We start from the raw sequence: 17,276 nt of genomic DNA on the forward strand, positions 1-17,276 counted from the left end.
CCATGGCCTGTCCTCTCAGGGTCCATGCCATGAAGCTTTCGACCGTCACACCCGCCGATATCCGCCGCGCGCTGCTGCTGCGCGAGGAGATTGCGTTGCTCGATCTCAGGTTCGAGGCGGCCTTCGCCACTGGCCATCCGCTGTTTGCCGCCAACATGGCCGTGGATCGGATCGCAATCGAGGCCGCGGTGCGGCTGCCGCGCAAGGACGTGCCAATCGTGATCTATGACGATGGCGAGGGGCTGGTCGCTTCAGGCGCGGAACGATTTGCCGCGCTCGGCTACAGCAATGTTCGCGCGCTCGATGGTGGCCTGAAAGCCTGGCGTGCGGCGGGCTATGAACTGTTCGAGGACGTCAATTCCTATTCAAAGGCGTTTGGCGAGCTGGTCGAGGCGCGCCGTCATACGCCCTCGTTCAGCGCCGACGAGGTGGCAAAACTGATCGCAGACAAGGCCAATATCGCCATCCTCGACGTTCGTCGCTTCGACGAATATGCGACCATGAACATTCCGGGCTCGGTCAGCGTGCCCGGCGCGGAGCTGGTGCTGCGCGCCGGCCAGGCCGCGCCCGATCCCGAGACCACCATCATCGTCAATTGCGCCGGCCGCACCCGCTCGATCATCGGCACCCAATCGCTGATCAATGCCGGCGTGCCCAACAAGGTGCGGGCGCTGCGCAACGGCACGATCGGCTGGACGCTGGCGCGGCACACGCTCAATCACGGCGCCGACAGGCGCGGCGCGATCGGCTCGTTCGAAGGCGGCGCAGCCAATGCCCGCGACGTCGCCTACCGCGCCGGTGTCCGCCACGTCAGTGCGAACGAGATGGCGGCACTGGTCGCAACGGCCGATCGGACGCTCTATCGCTTCGACGTGCGCGACGCCGAGGATTATGCCGCCGGTCATCTCCCGGGCTTTCGCCACTATCCCGGCGGCCAGCTCGTGCAGGAGACCGACATGGCAGCACCCGTGCGCGGCGCGCGCATCGTGCTGACCGACGACAAAGGCGTACGCGCCGATATGACGGCATCCTGGCTCGCGCAGATGGGCTGGGAAGTCTATGTGCTCGAAGGCGGCTATGACGGCACGCTGGAGGCCAGCCCGCCGCTGGTGCTGCCGAAGCCCGATCCGGCGCATCGCTACCGCCGGCCCTATGAGGGCACTGAGGTTGCGGAGAAGGCCATGCAGGCCTATCTCGACTGGGAATATGGCCTCGTCGAGCAGCTCCGCCGTGACGGCACGCACGGGTTCTACGTGATCTGAGGCAGCCACAGTGGATTGCCTCTGCGGCTTTCGGCAAATTTTCTCCGTCGTCCTGGACAAGCGAGCGCTGATCCAGGACCGATTACCACAGGCTCCGCTTTGGCGAAGGCTGGCGGTTACGAGCTCGGGCCACAACTGTTCCCTGGGGTAATGGGTCCTGGCTTTCGCCAGGACGACGTCGAAGCGTGCGGTCAGGTCGCTCTCCCGCCCGCGCCACCTTCTCCCCGTAACCAAACCCTATTGTGCTCGGCCTCGTCTGCGGTCTAAGAGCTGCGGCAAAGCCGTCATTTCAGGAGATTCCATGCCAGCCCCAGGCCAAAGCCCTGAGCGGAGCGCGAAGGCGCTGCTGCTTGAAGGTGTCAACGACAGCGCCGTGGATCTGTTCAAGGGCGCGGGCTTCACCAATGTCGAGCGTCTGACCAAGGCGCTGGACGGCGAGGCGCTGCGCCAGGCGCTCAAGGGCGTGTCGCTGCTCGGCATCCGCTCCCGCACCCAGATCACCGATGAAGTGCTGGAAGCCGCCGACGGGCTGCTTGCGGTCGGCTGCTTCAGCGTCGGCACCAATCAGGTCGATCTGCTTGCGGCGCGCAAGCGTGGCATTCCGGTGTTCAATGCGCCGTTCTCCAACACCCGCAGCGTTGCCGAGCTCGTGATCGGCGAGATCGTGATGCTGCTGCGGCAGATTTTTCCGCGCTCCGTCTCGGCCCATGGCGGCGGTTGGGACAAATCCGCGGCCGGCAGCCGCGAAGTGCGAGGTCGCACGCTCGGCATCATCGGCTATGGCAATATCGGCTCGCAGCTCTCGACCCTCGCCGAAGCCATGGGCATGCGGGTGATCTATTACGATCGCACCGACAAGCTCCGCCACGGCAACACCGAGCCGGTGGAGAAGCTGGAAGAGCTGCTGGCGCAGAGCGACGTGGTCAGCCTGCACGTGCCGGAGACGCCGGAGACCGCGGGCATGATCGGCGAGAAGGAGCTGCGGGCGATGAAGCCGGGATCGTTCCTGATCAACAACAGCCGCGGTACGGTGGTCGATCTCGATGCGCTCGCGGACGCGTTGCGCGATGGCCGCATTGCGGGTGCCGCCATCGACGTGTTTCCGGTCGAGCCGTCCTCGAATTCGGAGCGCTTCAAGAGCCCGGTGCAAGGCCTCAACAACGTGATCCTCACGCCGCATATCGGCGGCTCGACCGAGGAGGCGCAGGAGCGCATCGGCGGTGAGGTCGCGCGCAAGCTGGTCGACTATTTCATCACCGGATCGACCATGGGCGCGGTGAATTTCCCGGAAGTGCAGTTGCATCTGCGCCCCTCCGGTGCGCGCTTCAGCCATGTCCATCGCAACGTGCCGGGCATGCTGCGCCGGCTCAACGAGGTCTTCCTCCAGCGCGACATCAACATCGCCGCGCAATATCTGGAGACCGCCGGCGACCTCGGCTATGTCGTGCTCGATGCCGATCTCGGCGGCCGGGATTCCGGCGAGCTGCTGGCGCAGATTCGCGCACTCGAAGGCACAATCGGCGCGCGGCTGGTGTTTGAGCACTAGCTCGCCGTCACGTTCCGGTTGCATTGTCAGGCCTAAGCTCTCTAAACTGTACCATCTTCGGCGAGTTCCAATCACGTCGAATTTGAGCTTCAGTTGCGTGAGTGTCCGCCATGGAACGCGACGCCGTACTGATTGATCTCGCACTTCAAGGCGGCGGTTCGCACGGCGCTTTCTCCTGGGGCGTGCTCGACCGCCTGCTGGAGGAAAAGTGGCTCACCATCGCCGCGATTTCCGGCACGTCGGCCGGCGCGATGAATGCGGCGGTGCTGGCCGATGGCTGGACCGCCGGCGGCGCCGAGGGCGCGCGCGAGGCGCTGGAACGATATTGGCGCCGTGTCTCGAAGGCTGCCGCCTTCAGCCCGCTGCAGCGCTCGCCGCTCGACCGGCTGATGGGGCGGTGGACGCTCGATACCTCGCCCTTCTACATCTTCACCGATTTGATGTCGCGGGTGCTGTCGCCCTACGATCTCAATCCGACCGGCTACAATCCGCTGCGCGCGGTGCTGGCGGAGAGCGTCGATTTCGAACGCCTCGCGCGCTCGCCGATCCAGCTCTTCATCACCGCGACGCGCGTGCGCACCGGGCGTGGACGAATCTTCCGCAACGCCGAGATCACGGCCGACGTGCTGCTCGCCTCGGCCTGCCTGCCGACCATGTTTCGCGCCATCGAGATCGACGGTGAGCCCTACTGGGACGGCGGCTTCGCCGGCAATCCGACCATCACGCCGCTGGTTCGCGAGAGCGATGCGCACGACACGATCCTCATCCAGATCAATCCGACCGAGCGGCCGGAGGAGCCACGCACAGCCGCCGAGATTCTCAACCGCGTCAACGAAATCTCCTTCAACTCGCCGCTGATGAAGGAGCTGCGCATGATCGCGCTGCTCCGGCAGGCGGCCGATCCCGGCAGCGGCGAGGGTGCGCGCTGGGCGAAAATGCGCACGCACCGGGTCAAGAGCGACATGCTGGCGAAGTTCGGGGCGTCGTCGAAGCTCAATGCGGAATGGGAGTTCGTTTCGATGCTGCGCGCCGAGGGGCGGCTGGCCGCGGATGTATTTCTCCGCGAGCACGGCGCCGATGTCGGCCGGCAATCGACCGCCGATCTCGATGTTCTCCTGGCGGAGTGCTGAGGCATGGGTCTTCTCGGCCTGCTCGTCGGGCTCGGACTGCTGGTGCTGTTCGCGTTTCGCGGCTGGAGCGTGCTTCTGCTCGCGCCCGTCGCGGCGCTCGTGGCCGCGTTGTTCGGCGGCGAGCCGCTGCTGGCGAATCTCACCCAGGTCTTCATGACCAATGCAGCGGCATTCTTGGCGCAGTTCTTTCCGATCTTCCTGCTCGGCGCCGTGTTCGGCAAGCTGATGGACGACAGCGACGCGGTGACGTCTGTGGCGGCCTTCATGGCAAAGCGTCTCGGCGAGCGCCGCGTGATCCTGGCCGTGGTGCTGGCCGGCGCCGCGGTGACTTATGGTGGTGTCAGTCTCTTCGTCGCGTTCTTCGTCATCGTGCCGATGGCCCGCTCGCTGTTTCGCGCGGCTGAAATTCCGCGCCGTCTGATTCCGGCCGCGATCGTGCTGGGGACGTCGACCTTCACCATGTCGGCCTTGCCCGGAACGCCGTCGATCCAGAATGCGATCCCGATGCCGTTCTTCGGCACAACGCCCTTTGCCGCGCCGGGCCTCGGCATCGTCGCTTCCCTCGTCATGCTCGGCACAGGATTGTGGTGGCTGCATCGCGCGGAAGCCAAGGCGAGGGGCGCCGGGGAAGGCTATGGTGACGAGGTCGAGGATGCGGCCGAGCGAGCCGCGTTCGACGAGTTCGTGCGCGAACGCGCGACCACGGCGCGGGAGTTCGATCCAGCGGAGCTGCAACATGGTCATCGCAGCGATCAGCCTTCGCCGGTGCTGAACGCCATCCTGCCGTTGATCGTGGTCGTCGCAGTCAATCTCCTGATGTCGCTTGTGATACTGCCTCGGCTCGATGTCAGCTACCTTGCCGAGCAGCGCTTTGGCGGGACGTCGCTCGCCGCCGTTGCGGGCGTATGGTCGGTCGCCGTGGCGCTGACCGCCGCCATTGTCGCGACCATCGTGCTGAACTGGTCCCGCCTGCCGGCTTTGAGGCTGACCATGGACGCTGGAGCCAACGCCTCGGTGCTACCCGCTTTCAGCGTCGCGAGCCTGGTCGGGTTCGGCGCGGTCGTTGCCGCACTGCCGGCGTTCACGACGGTGCGCGACTGGGTGCTTGCGATCGAAGGTGGCCCGCTGGTCTCGCTGGCGGTCGCGACCAACATCCTGGCCGCGCTGACCGGCTCTGCGTCAGGCGGGCTGACCATTGCTCTCGATGCGCTCGGGGACACTTATGTCGATCTCGCGGCACGAACCGGCATCGACCTTGCCCTGATGCATCGCGTCGCGGTGATCGGCTCGGGAACGCTCGACATTCTGCCGCACAATGGCGCGGTGGTGAGCTTGCTCGCGATCTGCGGGCTGACGCACCGCGACAGCTATTTCGACATCGTGATGGTCGGCATCGTAACGTCGCTGCTGGCGCTGGTGGCCGTGATCGCCCTCGGCAGCGCAGTTGGATCGTTCTGAGGCGATTGACGCAGCCGCGAAGGTTGACACCGCCAGCCTACCCCGCCGCCATCGCCTGTGCGCCGCCAAGCAATCGCGCGTTGAGCCGGCCGCCGGAGAAGAGCATGTCGTCGAGCGCCTCGTCGATATCGGCTGAGTTCACCGAGTTGCCGCCATCGCGCGCCAGGCTGGCCTGGGCAAGCCGCCGCATCAGTTCCTTGATGAACGCGCAGCTCGTGCCTTCGCTGCGGTGGGCGGCCTCGGTGACGACTGCATCGCTCAGCGGCAATCCCTTGCCGTAGAGCCGGACCAGCTTGCCGCGGCCGGCTTCGTCGGGGAGCGGCACTTCGATGGCCTGATCGATCCGGCCCGGTCGGCCAGCGAGGGCGCCTTCGAGTTGCTGAGGCCGATTGGTCGTCAGCACGAACAGGATGTCAGCGTCCTGTTTCAAACCGTCCATCTCGTTGAGGAGCCGGTTGAGCAGCGGTTCTTCGCAGCCGTTCATGTTCTCGCGCTGGCGCGCGATGAGGTCGACGTCTTCGATGACAACCATGGCCGGTTGCAGCAGGCGAGCGAGATTCATATAGGCGCCGAGCAGGCCGATCTGCTCAGCCGTGATGATCAGCGTCGTATGCCCGGGCAGGTCGGTCGCAAGATAGCGGATGGTGTGAGTCTTGCCTGTGCCGGGTGGACCGTAGAGCAAGATACCCTTTCGGGTCGATTGGCCAAGGCGGCGTAGAAGGTCTCGCGTACCCACGAAGTTCAGAACGTTGCGATCAAGTAGCCGTAGCGTCTGTTCGGGCAGGATCACTTCATCGCGACTGACGGAAGGAAGACGGTGCACCGTGATCCCGCGGGAGCGTCCGCGATAGTCGGAATCGGCATCGAGAGAGAGGATTTTGCCGCGATAGGTGCGTGCGGCCTGCACGGCATCTACATAAAAGGAAGCGACCGTCAAGCCTGACGGCCGCTCAAATTGCAATCGATGATGTGCGAGCTCTTAGTGCGCCCCACCTCCGCCGGCTGCCTTCACCCGGCGCGTCAGCAGCACCGCGATCGCGGCCAGCACCAGCACCACGCCGATTACGGCAAAGGTGTCGGAGAAACCCATCACCAGCGCCTGGCGCTTGACCGTCTTGCCGAGCGCGATGATGGCCTGCTCGCGGGCGGCGTTGAGGTCGGGCACGCCGTGGGCGATGAAGTAATCCGTCATCTGCGCGATGCGGGTGCGGACTTCCTCGCGGCCAAGCGTCACGGAGTGGCCGATGATGTTGGAGTGGAACTGCTCGCGCTTGGTGACGATGGTCGCCAGCACCGCGGTGCCGATGGCGCCGCCGAGGTTGCGCATCATGTTGGAGATGCCGGAGGCGGCGGGCGCATCCTGCGGCGCGACGCTGCCGAGGCTGAGCGCCGACAACGGCGCCAGCGTCAGGGCCTGGCCCACGGCGCGCACGACGTTGGGGATGAAGAACTGATCGCCGGAATAGTCGATCGACATCATTATGTTCATGAACGAGCTGGCGGCGAACAGCAGCAGGCCGACGGCCGCGATGTAGCGGGTGTCGAAACGCTGCATCAGTTTCGGCACCAGGGGAATCAGCAGGAGCTGCGGCAGGCCAGTCCAGGCCAGCACATTGCCGATCTGCTCGGCATTGTAGCCCTGCACCTGGCCGAGATAGGCCGGCAGCAGATAGACTGAGCCGAACAGCGCGAAGCCGAGGAACACCGCGGCAATCGTGCCGACGCCGAAATTCCACTGCGTCAGCAGGCGCAGGCGGAGCAGCGGCTTCGCGACCACCAGCTCGATCGTGATGAACAGCGATAGGCTGATCGCGGCGATGACCGCGAGGCGCACGATGAAGGGCGAGCCGAACCAGTCGTTCTTGTTGCCTTCCTCCAGCACGGCCTGCAGTGACGCGAGGCCGATCGCCATGGTGGCGATGCCGAACCAGTCGCCTTCGCGCAGCAATCCGAGATTCAGGGGCGCACGCTCCAGGGTGAGGAACAGGATCGTCACCATGACCGCGGTCGGCAGCACGTTGACGAAGAAGATGGTCTGCCAGCCGAAATTCTCGGTGAGGGAGCCGCCGATGGTGGGGCCGATCGCGGGTGCGAACGTCACCGCCAGCGAAAACATGGCAAGGCCGATCGGCTGCTGGCCCTTCGGCAGCTTGGTGAACACGAGCGTGAAGGCCATCGGGATCAGCACGCCGCCGAAGAAGCCCTGAAAGCCGCGCATCGCGATCATCGAGGGAAGGTCGTGCGTGAACGCACAGGCGACCGAGAACGCCGCAAACAGCGAAGCAAAGCTCAGCATGATGTTGCGGAACGAGAACACGCGCGACAGATAGTCGGTCAGCGGAATCACGATGATCTCGCCGATCAAGTACGACGTCGAGATCCAGGACCCGTTGTCGACGCCGGTGCCGATGCCGCCCTCGATGTTGAGCAGCGAGGCGTTGGTGATCTGGATGTTCAGGATCGCCATGAAGGCGCCGATCATCGCGGCGAAGACAGCGATCCAGATCGTGGCACTGGCCTTGTTGGGATCGGCAACGACGCGATCAGGCGTCGCGGCCGGCATTGTGGGCGCTGGCGTCGAGATTGCGAGGCTGTTTGACATGGCACGACCCTCCGGAAACAAGCTTGGCTCTGGACTTCGTTGAGGGCGTCGTTGCCGCTTGCGCGGTCGGCGCTGAACGGGTTGCGATCGTCGGGATCACGGACATGCCGGGCCGCAGCTCGATCGCAGGCTGCGTTTCGGCATCCAGCGCGATCTTCACGGGGATGCGCTGCACGATCTTGGTGAAGTTGCCGGTGGCGTTGTCAGGCGGCAATAGGGCGAACTCCTGGCCGCTGGCCGGCGCGATGGAATCGACGTGACCGTGCACCACGTGGCCCGGGAACGTGTCGACCTCGATCTCGACCTGCTGACCGGCACGAACGTGGGTCAGCTGGGTCTCCTTGAAATTGGCGACGACATAGGCGCCCGCGGTGGGCACGATCGACATCAGCTGCGTGCCGGCTTGCACGAACTGGCCGACGCGGAGCGTGCGGTTGCCGATGACGCCGTCGATCGGCGCGACGATCGTGGTGTAGCCGAGATTGAGCTCGGCCTGATGCTGAAGCGCAGCGGCGCGGACGGCCGCGGCGTTGGCCTGCGCGATCTCGGCCTTGAGCAGCTCGACTTGCTTGAGAGCGGAGGCAAGATTAGCGGTGTCGCGCTGGATCGCGGCCTCGGCACCGGCGTTGCGCGATTGCGCCTGCTGCGCGTTCTGCACGCTGCCGTAACCGGTGGCGGCGAGATCGGTGTAGCGCTTGTTCTCCTGCTGCGCAAAAGTCTTTGCGGCGGTGTCGACATCGACGGTCGCCCTGGCCGCGGCGATCACCGCATCCTGAACGTCGAGCTGCGCCTGCTTGCTGGTGATCGTCGCATTGGCTGCAGCGACATCGGCCTTGGCCTGGTCGAGCGCGACACGGAAGTCACGGTCGTCGATCCGGGCGAGCACCTGCCCGGCTTTCACATGCTCGTTATCGCCGACCAGAACGCGGTCGAGATAACCGCTGACCTTCGGCGCAATGGTGGTGTTGTCGGCCTTCACATAGGCGTCGTCGGTGGAGACCAAGAAGCGGCCGACGGTCCAGTAATCGTAGCCGTACCAGCTGGCGCCGGCGAGGGCGGCGACAGCGACACCCGCGAGCAAGAGCTTGCGAAAGCTCAGTTTTTGACGAGCCGCGACCTTCTGCGTGACAGGCAAAACACCTTCCGGCGCTGACGTTGGAACCGCGGCGGCATCGGACTTGGTCGGGTTGGTGTGGACGGTCATGGCCGCCTCCCTGAATTAGGAAACTTGACGATTTCCAAAATAGGACTAGCTTTGGGACTGTCAATGGAATGACAGACATCATTTAAAAACATGGCTCAGGCAAAACCGTCATCAGAGTGTCGTCCGCGCGGGCGGCCGCCGGTGCGCAGCGACGAGGAGACGAAACGGATCGTCATCGAGGCCGCGCGGCACGCCTTCGCCGTCGATGGCTACGCGGCAACCAGCACCGAAGAGTTGGCGCGCGGCGCCGGCATCTCCACCAAGACCCTCTACCGGCTGTTTCCGGGCAAGGCAGCACTGTTCGAAGCGATGTGCGCTGACAGGCTCGAGCGGTTGCTCTCCGACGTCAATCTTCAGGCCAACAACCAGGCCGACATCGAAACCAGCCTGGCCGCCGTGCTGGTTGCCTGTGCCGATCTCGCGCTCGATCCGGAGGTCGTGGCGCTGCAACGCATGGTGCTGCAGCAATCGGCGACATTCCCCGATCTTGCCGCAAATTTTTACCGGGATGGCATCGCCCGCACCGCCTCAGCTCTCGCTGGCTGGCTCCGCGATCAGGTCAAGAAGAAGCGCCTCGCGCTCGATGATGTCGATCAGGCCGCGGGCATGATGATCGGCATGATGGTGTCGGCGCCGCAGCGCGCTGCGATCTACGCCAGCGTGACGCTGCCCTCGCGCAAGGAGATCGAGCGGCGGGCGCAGGCATGTGCCGCAATTCTGCTCGACGGCTGCCGCGGGGCGTCGCGCTAGCGACGGCAGGCTTTGACAACTCGCCGTCATCCGACTATATGTTTCGCATGCGAAGTAAATTGCCCGAGGCCAAACATCACCGGCTGATCTACCTCCTGAGCGTCGCGCAACGGCGATTGCAGCGCTGGATGGCGGCGCAGCCGCAAAACGCGGTGACGCCGGCACAGGCAGGGCTGTTGTTCATCCTCGGCAAGCAGGACGGCGTCCTGATGGGCGAGGCGGGCGCGGCGCTTGATCTCGGTCCGGCCGGTATTTCGGGCCTGGTCGATCGCAGCGCCGCGGCAAAGCTGATTGAGCGGCGCGCTGATCGCGAGGACGGCCGCGCCTGGCGGGTGTGGCTGACGCCGAAGGGCCGCACCGCGCTGGCGCAAGCGAAAGCCGATACGTCCGCGATCAATGCCGCGCTGACGGAAGGATTTACCAGCGCCGAGATCGATACCGTCGCGCGCTGGCTGACCAGCATTCAGGACAAGTTTCCAAGAGACATCACAAGAGATCCAGAGGAATAAGAGGAGATAGTGATGACCGAGCATGTGCGCGTCGAAAACAACAATGGAATCCTCACGCTCACGTTGGCGCGTCCCGACAAGAAGAACGCGCTGACGGACGCGATGTACGGCAAGCTCGCCGACACCATCGAAGCCGCCGAGTCCGACCCGTCCGTGCGTGTGCTGCTGATCCGCGGCGAGGGCGACATGTTTACAGCGGGCAATGACGTCGGCGAATTCGCCGCAGTCGCGTCAGGCAAGTCCGAGGGAAGCCGCAATGTCGGACGCTTCATCCAGTCGCTGGCGCGCTGCACGCGGCCGCTGGTCGCAGCCGTGCAGGGCCGTGCCGTCGGCGTCGGCACCACGATGCTCCTGCATTGCGATCTGGTCGTGCTTGCAGAGAATACGCAGTTGTCGACGCCCTTCGTCAGCCTCGCGCTGGTGCCGGAAGCCGCCTCCAGCCTCCTGATGCCGGCGCGGATCGGCTATGCCCGCGCCTATGAGATGTTTGCACTGGGCGAGACCGTGCCGGCCAAGGCGGCACTGGAGTGGGGCCTCGTCAACCGTGTGGTGCCGCTCGACAAGCTCGATGCCGAGGCGCTTGCGCTCGCCCAGCGTCTGGCCCGGCAGCCGGCAGGCGCGCTCATCGCGACCAAGAAGCTGATGCGCAACGGCGAGGCACTGGTCGGGCAAATGCAGGCCGAGGGCGAGCAGTTCGCCAAGCGCCTGCGCACAGCCGAGGCGCGCGAGGCATTCACTGCATTTGCCGAGCGCCGGCCGCCCGACTTCGCGAAGGTTTCGTGACGTCCGAATCTTGCTTATGGACTTGGCAAATCGCGAACGGTCAGCATTTGACTAAAACCTTAACTGAACATTGGCATGTCGCGGTGCAAGGTGGCCTCTCCTGGAAGTAGGCCCCTTGTGACCCATGGCAATGTTTAAGAAATCGGTAAGCTCGCTCCTCCTGACCTTGATGGCCCTGCTGGCCGCCGGCGCGCTCGCCTCTACGGCGATCCAGATGGTGGGGGCCTTCGGCCGCTACAACGACAGTCTCGAGACGGCGCGGCTTGCCGCCGCCGACAAGGCGATCTTCCACGGCGTATTGTCCCTGCGCAACAACAGAGGCGATGCTCAGAGCGCGATCCTCGGCGACGATGATCCGCGCGCAAAGCTCGCGGAGGCCGAGAAGGCGGAGCAGGGTGGCTATGATGGCATCAGCGCCGCGCTCGCCACGATCGACTTTGCCCGCCGCGACGAACTGGCGGACAAGCTGAAGCAGGGCTGGGGCGTGGCAGCGCCGCAATTCCAGCTGTTCTATGATGAAGCCAAGCGTCCCCGTGCCGAGCGCAGGATCGATCGCACCAATTCCTGGTACGATGCCGTCACCAAGGTGATCGACACGGCCAACCTCGCCTCCACCGCGGTCTCGAACCGTGCCTGGATGAACGATCCCTTCATCGCCCGCATGATCCAGGTTCGCCGCCTCGCCTGGCAGGTGCGCGACCGCTATGGCATCCATTGCTCGGTGCTCCGTTCGAACGTCAACAGCAGCAAGCCGCTCGACGACACCCAGAAGCGCTCGCTGGCGCAATGGGACGGCACCATTGCCTCCGGCTGGGCCGGTATGACCGAGTTGCTGGCCGCAGCCGATGTTCCGGCAGAATTGGTTAGCGCAGCGAAGGATGCGCAGGCCAAGACCGACGGCGTTCTCAAGCAAATCGGCGATCTCACCAAGAATTTTGACGGCAGCGGCAAGCCGGCGATGGCGGCGGCGGATTGGAATTCGCTGTGCCAGTCGCCGTTCCCGCTCATTGTCGGTGTCGCAACCAAGGCGCTCGACCAGTCGATCGCGCGAGCCGAGACCGTTCAGGCCAAGGCGCTGACCAATCTCATCGTGCAGTCGCTCGCCTTCTTGCTGGCGCTCGCCGTGACGCTGGCCGGTGTTTATGTCGTGCGCAACCGCCTGATGCGTCCGGTGCGCGCGATTCTCGACGCGATCGCCCGCATCAGCGCGCGCGACTATGCGACGCCGGTTCCGCAATCCCGCTATCCCGATGAGTTCGGTACCATGGCCGCCGCGCTCGAAAGCCTGCGCGAGAGCGCGGCCACCGCGGAACGTCTCGGTCAGGAACGCGAATCCCAGCAGGCGTTGCAGCTTGCCCGCTCCGGTACTGTCGACGAGGCGTGTCGCAGCTTCGACGACACCGTCCAGGCGGTGATCCAGAGCGTCGCGGCGTCGGCCAAGGAGCTCGATGCCACCGCGACCGACGTCCGCACGCTGGTGTCGGAATCCAGCAGCCAGACGGCTGCGGTGTCGTCTGCCGCCGAGCAAGCCACCAACAATCTCGAAAGCATCGCGGCCGCGACCGAGGAGCTCTCGGCCTCCGTCGGCGAAATCTCCGCGCAGGTGCAGTCCAGCGCACGCGATGCGCGCGAAGCGGTGTCGCAGGTCGAGCAGACCAATGCCACCGTCGAAATCCTCGACCAGACCGCGGGCCGCATCGGCGAAGTCGTGAAGATGATCCACGCCATTGCCGGCCAGACCAATCTGCTCGCCTTGAACGCCACCATCGAGGCCGCCCGCGCCGGAGAAGCCGGTCGCGGCTTTGCGGTGGTTGCCGGCGAGGTCAAGAGCCTTGCATCGCAGACCGCGACCGCGACGGAAGAAATCTCGCGCCAGGTCGAGGAAATTCAGGGCGCGACCGGCCAGGCGGTCGCCGCCATCCGCGCGATCGGGGGCGCCATCAGCGGCATCGACGAGAAGATGACGGCCATTGCCGCCGCGGTCGAACAGCAGCGCGCGGCGACCACCGAGATCTCGCGCAACTTCCAGCATGCCGCCCAGGGCACCCGCGAGGTCACCGACACCATCGGCAGCGTGGCCCAGCTCAACCAGGAGACCGGCAATGCCGGCACGGTGCTGTTCCAGTCCGTGACCAAGATGTCGGCCGATGCTGATCGCCTCCGCGTCGCGGTCGAAGGCTTCCTGGGCGCCGTAAAGTCCGCTTAAGGCTCCATTCCCGGTTTAACGGAACGCGCGGATCGGCATTGCCGCGCTCGCCCGCGCCCTGTAAATGGTAGCGGTACCAAGCTCTAATGACGGGACTACAGGGAGATATCTTCGATGCCGGTCACCCCACACAAGGCCCAGCGCCCCTATCGCGGCGTGTTTCCGGTCGCGCCCACCATCTTCGACGAACGCGGCGAGCTCGATCTCGAGGGCCAGCGCCGCTGCATCGATTTCATGATCGATGCCGGCTCGAACGGCATTTGCATCCTCGCCAATTTCTCCGAGCAGTTCGTGCTGACCGATGCCGAGCGCGAGGCCGTGATGTTTGCGGTGCTCGAGCATGTCGCCGGCCGCGTACCCGTCATCGTCACCACCACCCATTTCAGCTCGGCCGTGTGCGCAGCGCGCAGCAAGCAGGCAGAGGCCGCAGGGGCTGCCATGGTGATGGTGATGCCGCCCTATCACGGCGCCACCTTCCGCGTGCCTGAAAAAGGCATCGTCGAATTCTTCAAGGTGCTCTCGGGTGCGATCGACATCCCGATCATGATCCAGGATGCGCCGGTCGCGGGCACGCCGCTGTCGGTCGAGCTGCTGGCGCGCCTGGCGCGCGAACTTTCCAACGTCCGCTATTTCAAGATCGAGGTAGCAGGCGCAGCCTCAAAACTCCGCAGCTTGATCGAGGCCGGCGGCAAGGACATCGAGGGCCCCTGGGATGGCGAGGAGGCGATCACGCTGATGGCCGATCTCGACGCGGGTGCGACCGGTGCGATGACCGGCGGCGGCTATCCCGACGGTATCAGGCAGATCATCGATCCCTATTTTGCGGGCGATCGGGAGAAGGCGAAGGCCGCCTATGAGCGCTGGCTGCCGTTGATCAATTACGAGAACCGCCAATGCGGCCTGATCGCCTGCAAGGCGATGATGCAGGCTGGCGGCGTGATCAAGTCGGACGCGGTGCGCCATCCTCTGCAACCGCTGCATCCGGCGACGCGTGCCGGGCTGCTGGAACTCGCCAAGGAGCGCGACGCGCTGGCGCTGCGGTGGGGCAAGTAGGGCCACACGGCTACTAGCATCGCTGTCGGCCAAAACCTCCGCCGTCGTCCCGGACAAGCGCGCGGCGATCCGGGACGACACCGAGGGTGTTTCGTGAGCGTTGGCTAACTCACCAGCCTCCACTCGCCGATGATGCGGAAGCGCGCCTTGGCATCATCCTGCTTGAACAGCGCGATGCGATCGATCGCAAGCGTGTCCAACCGCAGCCCCGCAAACCTTGCCCGCAGCATCTCCAGGATTGGCCCACGCCGCTCCGCATCCAGCCGTCCCGTCAGCGTCATGTGGAAGCGAAATTCTTCCATCACGTAAGGGTAGCCCCAGCGGTCGAGATACTCGCGCTGCCGCTCACTGAGCTTTTCGGGCTTGCGTCGCGCACGATCGTCCGCCGTCAGGGCGGGGCGGAAGCAATCGAAATCGCGGACGCAATCGGCAGCGAGCTGTTGAAGCGTGTCGACCGGCTCGGCCGGAACGACGGCGATGAAACCGCTGATGGAATCGACGATTGGGCGGATGAGCGGGATCGGGCGCGCCTTGGCGGCAAATGTCGCGCAGGCCGCTGCGAGCTCGGCCTCGGCCTTGCCTGAGACCAGCGCCATCGGCGCCTTGAGCGTGCCGTGAAAGCCGTATTTGCGGGGATCGGCGGTGACGTCGCGCCAGTCGGCGGCGACGCGGAGGGCGTCGCCGTGAAAGGGCAGCTCGTCACCGGTGTAAGCATCATAGCCGAGCAGCTCGGCGCCGAAGCGGGTGAGCGCGTGGTCGGCGCCGGCGGCAAAATAGATCGCGTAGCGGGGAAAATCTGTCATCAGCAAAGCATAGCCAATTTATGCAGCAACGACAGTCTCGCGCGGTGTCGCCGCGATGCCGGCCAGCCGCGTCGCATCGGTAAGATGCACGAGCTTGCCGGCCGCAATGACAGCGACCAGCCGCGGCCGCAGCGGCGTGCTGTCGTCGACGAGCAGAATGTCGGCGCGACGGCCTTGAGCGAGCGTGCCGCGATCGGTCAGCCCGGTGGCCTGTGCCGGTGCCGACGAGATCAGCTTCCACGCCTCGGTCAGCGGCAGCACGCCATCGGCGGCAAGCCGGAATGCGGCGTGCAGCGGCGCCGGATAATAATAGTCCGAGGCCAGCACCGAGCAGAGCCCCTTTGCGATCATGTCCGACGCCCTGGTCCAACCGGTGTGGCTGCCGCCGCGCACGACATTCGGAGCGCCGTAGACGATGGCATCGCCATGATCGGCTGCCTCGCGCGCCGTCTCCTCGTTGACCGGAAACTCGGCGAGCCTCACGCCCATGCCGCGAAAATCCCGACGCATTGCCGGCGTCTCATCGTCATGCGACAGCATCCGCACCTCAGCCGCGCGAGCCGCTGCTGCGAGCCGGGTGATCGAGGCCGGAACATCGGCCGCGCGCGAAACGATATGCGCGACGAGCTTGTCGAAATCCTCGCTGGACAGGCCGGTGCGCTCCACCATGCGGTTGCGCTTGCGCGGATTGGAGATGTCGGCAACGACCCCGTCCATATGGTCGTTGAAGGCGAACAGGTCGACGCGGCCTTCGGCCAGCCACTGACTGATCTCGTCCTCGGCATCGAGATTGAAGGTTTCGTGCCGCAAATGGAAACGGGTGTCGGCAGCGAAGTGCGGGCGCTGCCGCTCGATCGCCTCGAGCAAGCGCCGTGCGTTGTCGGCGCTGCGCAGGCCCGGCTCCCACGACCAGGTCGTGGCGTGGAACACCGTGGTGATACCGTTGCTGATGACCTGGCGGTCGGTGTCCTCGAGCGCGAGGTCGATCGGGAAATCGACGCCGGCGCGCGGCATCATCTGCCGCTCGAAGGCGTCGCCATGCAGGTCGACGATTCCAGGCAGCACCAGCAGGTTGCGCGCATCGATCGCAAGCCGCGCGCGGCCGCGTGTCGCATCGATCTGCGCAATGTCGGTTCCGGATAGGGCGAGCGATGTTTCGGCAAGCGCGGAGCCAATCAGGGTCCGGCCACCCTCGATGAAAATGTCTGTCACGCGACCGCGCTTCGTTTGCTGGAGGAGGAACTTGCCCTTGCTTCGTATGCCGACAGGAAATCTTCAATTGCGAGCGTGCGGAAATCGGGCAGCGCGCACCGCAATTTGTCGTGATCCCAGTCCCACCATGCCAGCCTGGCCAGCCGTCCGGCAACCTCCTCCGAGAACCTGCGACGCACGATACGCGCCGGATTGCCGGCGACGATGGTATAGGCCGGCACGTCCCTGGTGACGATGGCGCCGGCCGCGATCACCGCCCCGGTGCCGATATTGCGGCCGGGCAGCACGATCGCGCCATGGCCGATCCAGACGTCATGGCCGATGTGGACGTGATGCTGGCGCCGCCAGTCGAAGAAATCGGTGTCGTCGCTTTCGCCAGGAAAGTAAGCGCTGGACCGGTAGGTGAAATGCGCCTGCGTGGCGCGATGCATCGGATGATTGCCGGGATTGATGCGCGTCATCGCCGCGATCGAGCAGAATTTTCCGATGGTCGTGTAGGTGATCTGCGCGTCATTGACGACATAGGAGTAATCCCCCATCGCGACTTCATGCAGGATGGTGCGGGCGCCGACCTCGGTATAGGCGCCGAGCCTGACCTCATGCAGCTTCGCCGAAGGATCGATGGTCGGCTCGACCGATAGCACTTTGGCCATGTTGCATCCGGGCGTTTGAGGGCGGGCGCATCTCTTCGGGTGGCTTGATGACGATGTCATGACGACGCGATGACAGGGGATGATGTGTGTAGGATCGCCGCACCG

At 65.1% G+C, this 17,276-nt stretch carries 15 protein-coding genes; 9 read left to right on the forward strand and 6 right to left on the reverse strand.

From position 1 onward, the window contains the following. Positions 1-29: 29 nt before the first annotated feature. The 4 genes from XH91_RS05070 to XH91_RS05085 all read left to right on the forward strand — a co-directional run bounded on the left by XH91_RS05070 (position 30) and on the right by XH91_RS05085 (position 5,396). Positions 30-1,262, forward strand: coding sequence for a rhodanese-like domain-containing protein (locus tag XH91_RS05070; protein WP_164938248.1), 1,233 nt, complete (start codon positions 30-32; stop codon positions 1,260-1,262). Between the two features lie 301 nt (positions 1,263-1,563). After that, positions 1,564-2,808 carry a phosphoglycerate dehydrogenase gene (serA, locus tag XH91_RS05075; protein WP_128949564.1) on the forward strand — a complete coding sequence of 415 codons (1,245 nt, stop codon included), beginning with the start codon at positions 1,564-1,566 and terminating at the stop codon, positions 2,806-2,808. Between the two features lie 110 nt (positions 2,809-2,918). Beyond that, on the forward strand, positions 2,919-3,938 hold the full coding sequence (locus XH91_RS05080) for a patatin-like phospholipase family protein (RefSeq protein WP_164938249.1): 1,020 nt from the start codon (positions 2,919-2,921) through the stop codon (positions 3,936-3,938). Between the two features lie 3 nt (positions 3,939-3,941). Next, positions 3,942-5,396, forward strand: a complete 1,455-nt coding sequence (locus XH91_RS05085; RefSeq protein ID WP_128949566.1) for a GntP family permease — start codon at positions 3,942-3,944, stop codon at positions 5,394-5,396. A gap of 37 nt (positions 5,397-5,433) precedes the next feature. On the opposite strand, the gene XH91_RS05090 is transcribed toward XH91_RS05085, so the two are convergent. From XH91_RS05090 to XH91_RS05100, 3 genes are read right to left on the reverse strand one after another with little or no spacing between them, the layout of a single operon-like run. Then, the gene (locus XH91_RS05090) at positions 5,434-6,333 is read right to left on the reverse strand and encodes an AAA family ATPase (protein ID WP_245477278.1); all 900 of its coding nucleotides are present in this window, start codon (positions 6,331-6,333) and stop codon (positions 5,434-5,436) included. Between the two features lie 42 nt (positions 6,334-6,375). Further along, positions 6,376-7,998: an MDR family MFS transporter gene (locus XH91_RS05095; RefSeq protein WP_206736853.1), complete on the reverse strand. Its 1,623-nt coding sequence runs from the start codon at positions 7,996-7,998 to the stop codon at positions 6,376-6,378. After that, the gene (locus XH91_RS05100) at positions 7,940-9,202 is read right to left on the reverse strand and encodes an HlyD family secretion protein (RefSeq protein WP_128949567.1); all 1,263 of its coding nucleotides are present in this window, start codon (positions 9,200-9,202) and stop codon (positions 7,940-7,942) included. The genes XH91_RS05095 and XH91_RS05100 overlap by 59 nt, the downstream gene beginning before the upstream one ends. Before the next feature lie 141 nt (positions 9,203-9,343). Between XH91_RS05100 and XH91_RS05105 the strand changes: the two genes are divergently transcribed. From XH91_RS05105 to XH91_RS05125, 5 genes are all read left to right on the forward strand, one after another. Beyond that, positions 9,344-9,952, forward strand: a complete 609-nt coding sequence (locus XH91_RS05105) for a TetR/AcrR family transcriptional regulator (protein ID WP_245470802.1) — start codon at positions 9,344-9,346, stop codon at positions 9,950-9,952. 47 nt (positions 9,953-9,999) lie between these two features. After that, positions 10,000-10,461 carry a MarR family winged helix-turn-helix transcriptional regulator gene (locus XH91_RS05110; RefSeq protein WP_128949569.1) on the forward strand — a complete coding sequence of 154 codons (462 nt, stop codon included), beginning with the start codon at positions 10,000-10,002 and terminating at the stop codon, positions 10,459-10,461. A 12-nt stretch (positions 10,462-10,473) separates the two neighbouring features. After that, positions 10,474-11,244, forward strand: coding sequence for an enoyl-CoA hydratase (locus XH91_RS05115; protein ID WP_128949570.1), 771 nt, complete (start codon positions 10,474-10,476; stop codon positions 11,242-11,244). Positions 11,245-11,368: 124 nt separating this feature from the next. Next, positions 11,369-13,450, forward strand: coding sequence for a methyl-accepting chemotaxis protein (locus XH91_RS05120; RefSeq protein WP_128949571.1), 2,082 nt, complete (start codon positions 11,369-11,371; stop codon positions 13,448-13,450). A 114-nt stretch (positions 13,451-13,564) separates the two neighbouring features. Next, positions 13,565-14,503, forward strand: a complete 939-nt coding sequence (locus XH91_RS05125; RefSeq protein ID WP_128949572.1) for a dihydrodipicolinate synthase family protein — start codon at positions 13,565-13,567, stop codon at positions 14,501-14,503. Between the two features lie 104 nt (positions 14,504-14,607). On the opposite strand, the gene XH91_RS05130 is transcribed toward XH91_RS05125, so the two are convergent. Genes XH91_RS05130 through XH91_RS05140 form a run of 3 tightly spaced genes read right to left on the reverse strand, consistent with a single transcriptional unit; the run spans position 14,608 to position 17,171 of the window. Next, entirely contained in the window at positions 14,608-15,306 is a 699-nt protein-coding gene (locus XH91_RS05130) for a DUF1045 domain-containing protein (RefSeq protein ID WP_128949573.1), read from the reverse strand. 18 nt (positions 15,307-15,324) lie between these two features. Then, the gene (locus XH91_RS05135) at positions 15,325-16,518 is read right to left on the reverse strand and encodes an alpha-D-ribose 1-methylphosphonate 5-triphosphate diphosphatase (protein ID WP_128949574.1); all 1,194 of its coding nucleotides are present in this window, start codon (positions 16,516-16,518) and stop codon (positions 15,325-15,327) included. Beyond that, on the reverse strand, positions 16,515-17,171 hold the full coding sequence (locus tag XH91_RS05140) for an LbetaH domain-containing protein (protein WP_128949575.1): 657 nt from the start codon (positions 17,169-17,171) through the stop codon (positions 16,515-16,517). Before XH91_RS05140 ends, XH91_RS05135 begins: the two co-directional genes overlap by 4 nt. Positions 17,172-17,276 lie beyond the last annotated feature (105 nt).

It is taken from the genome of Bradyrhizobium guangzhouense, assembly GCF_004114955.1.
Taxonomy (GTDB): Bacteria; Pseudomonadota; Alphaproteobacteria; order Rhizobiales; family Xanthobacteraceae; genus Bradyrhizobium; species Bradyrhizobium guangzhouense.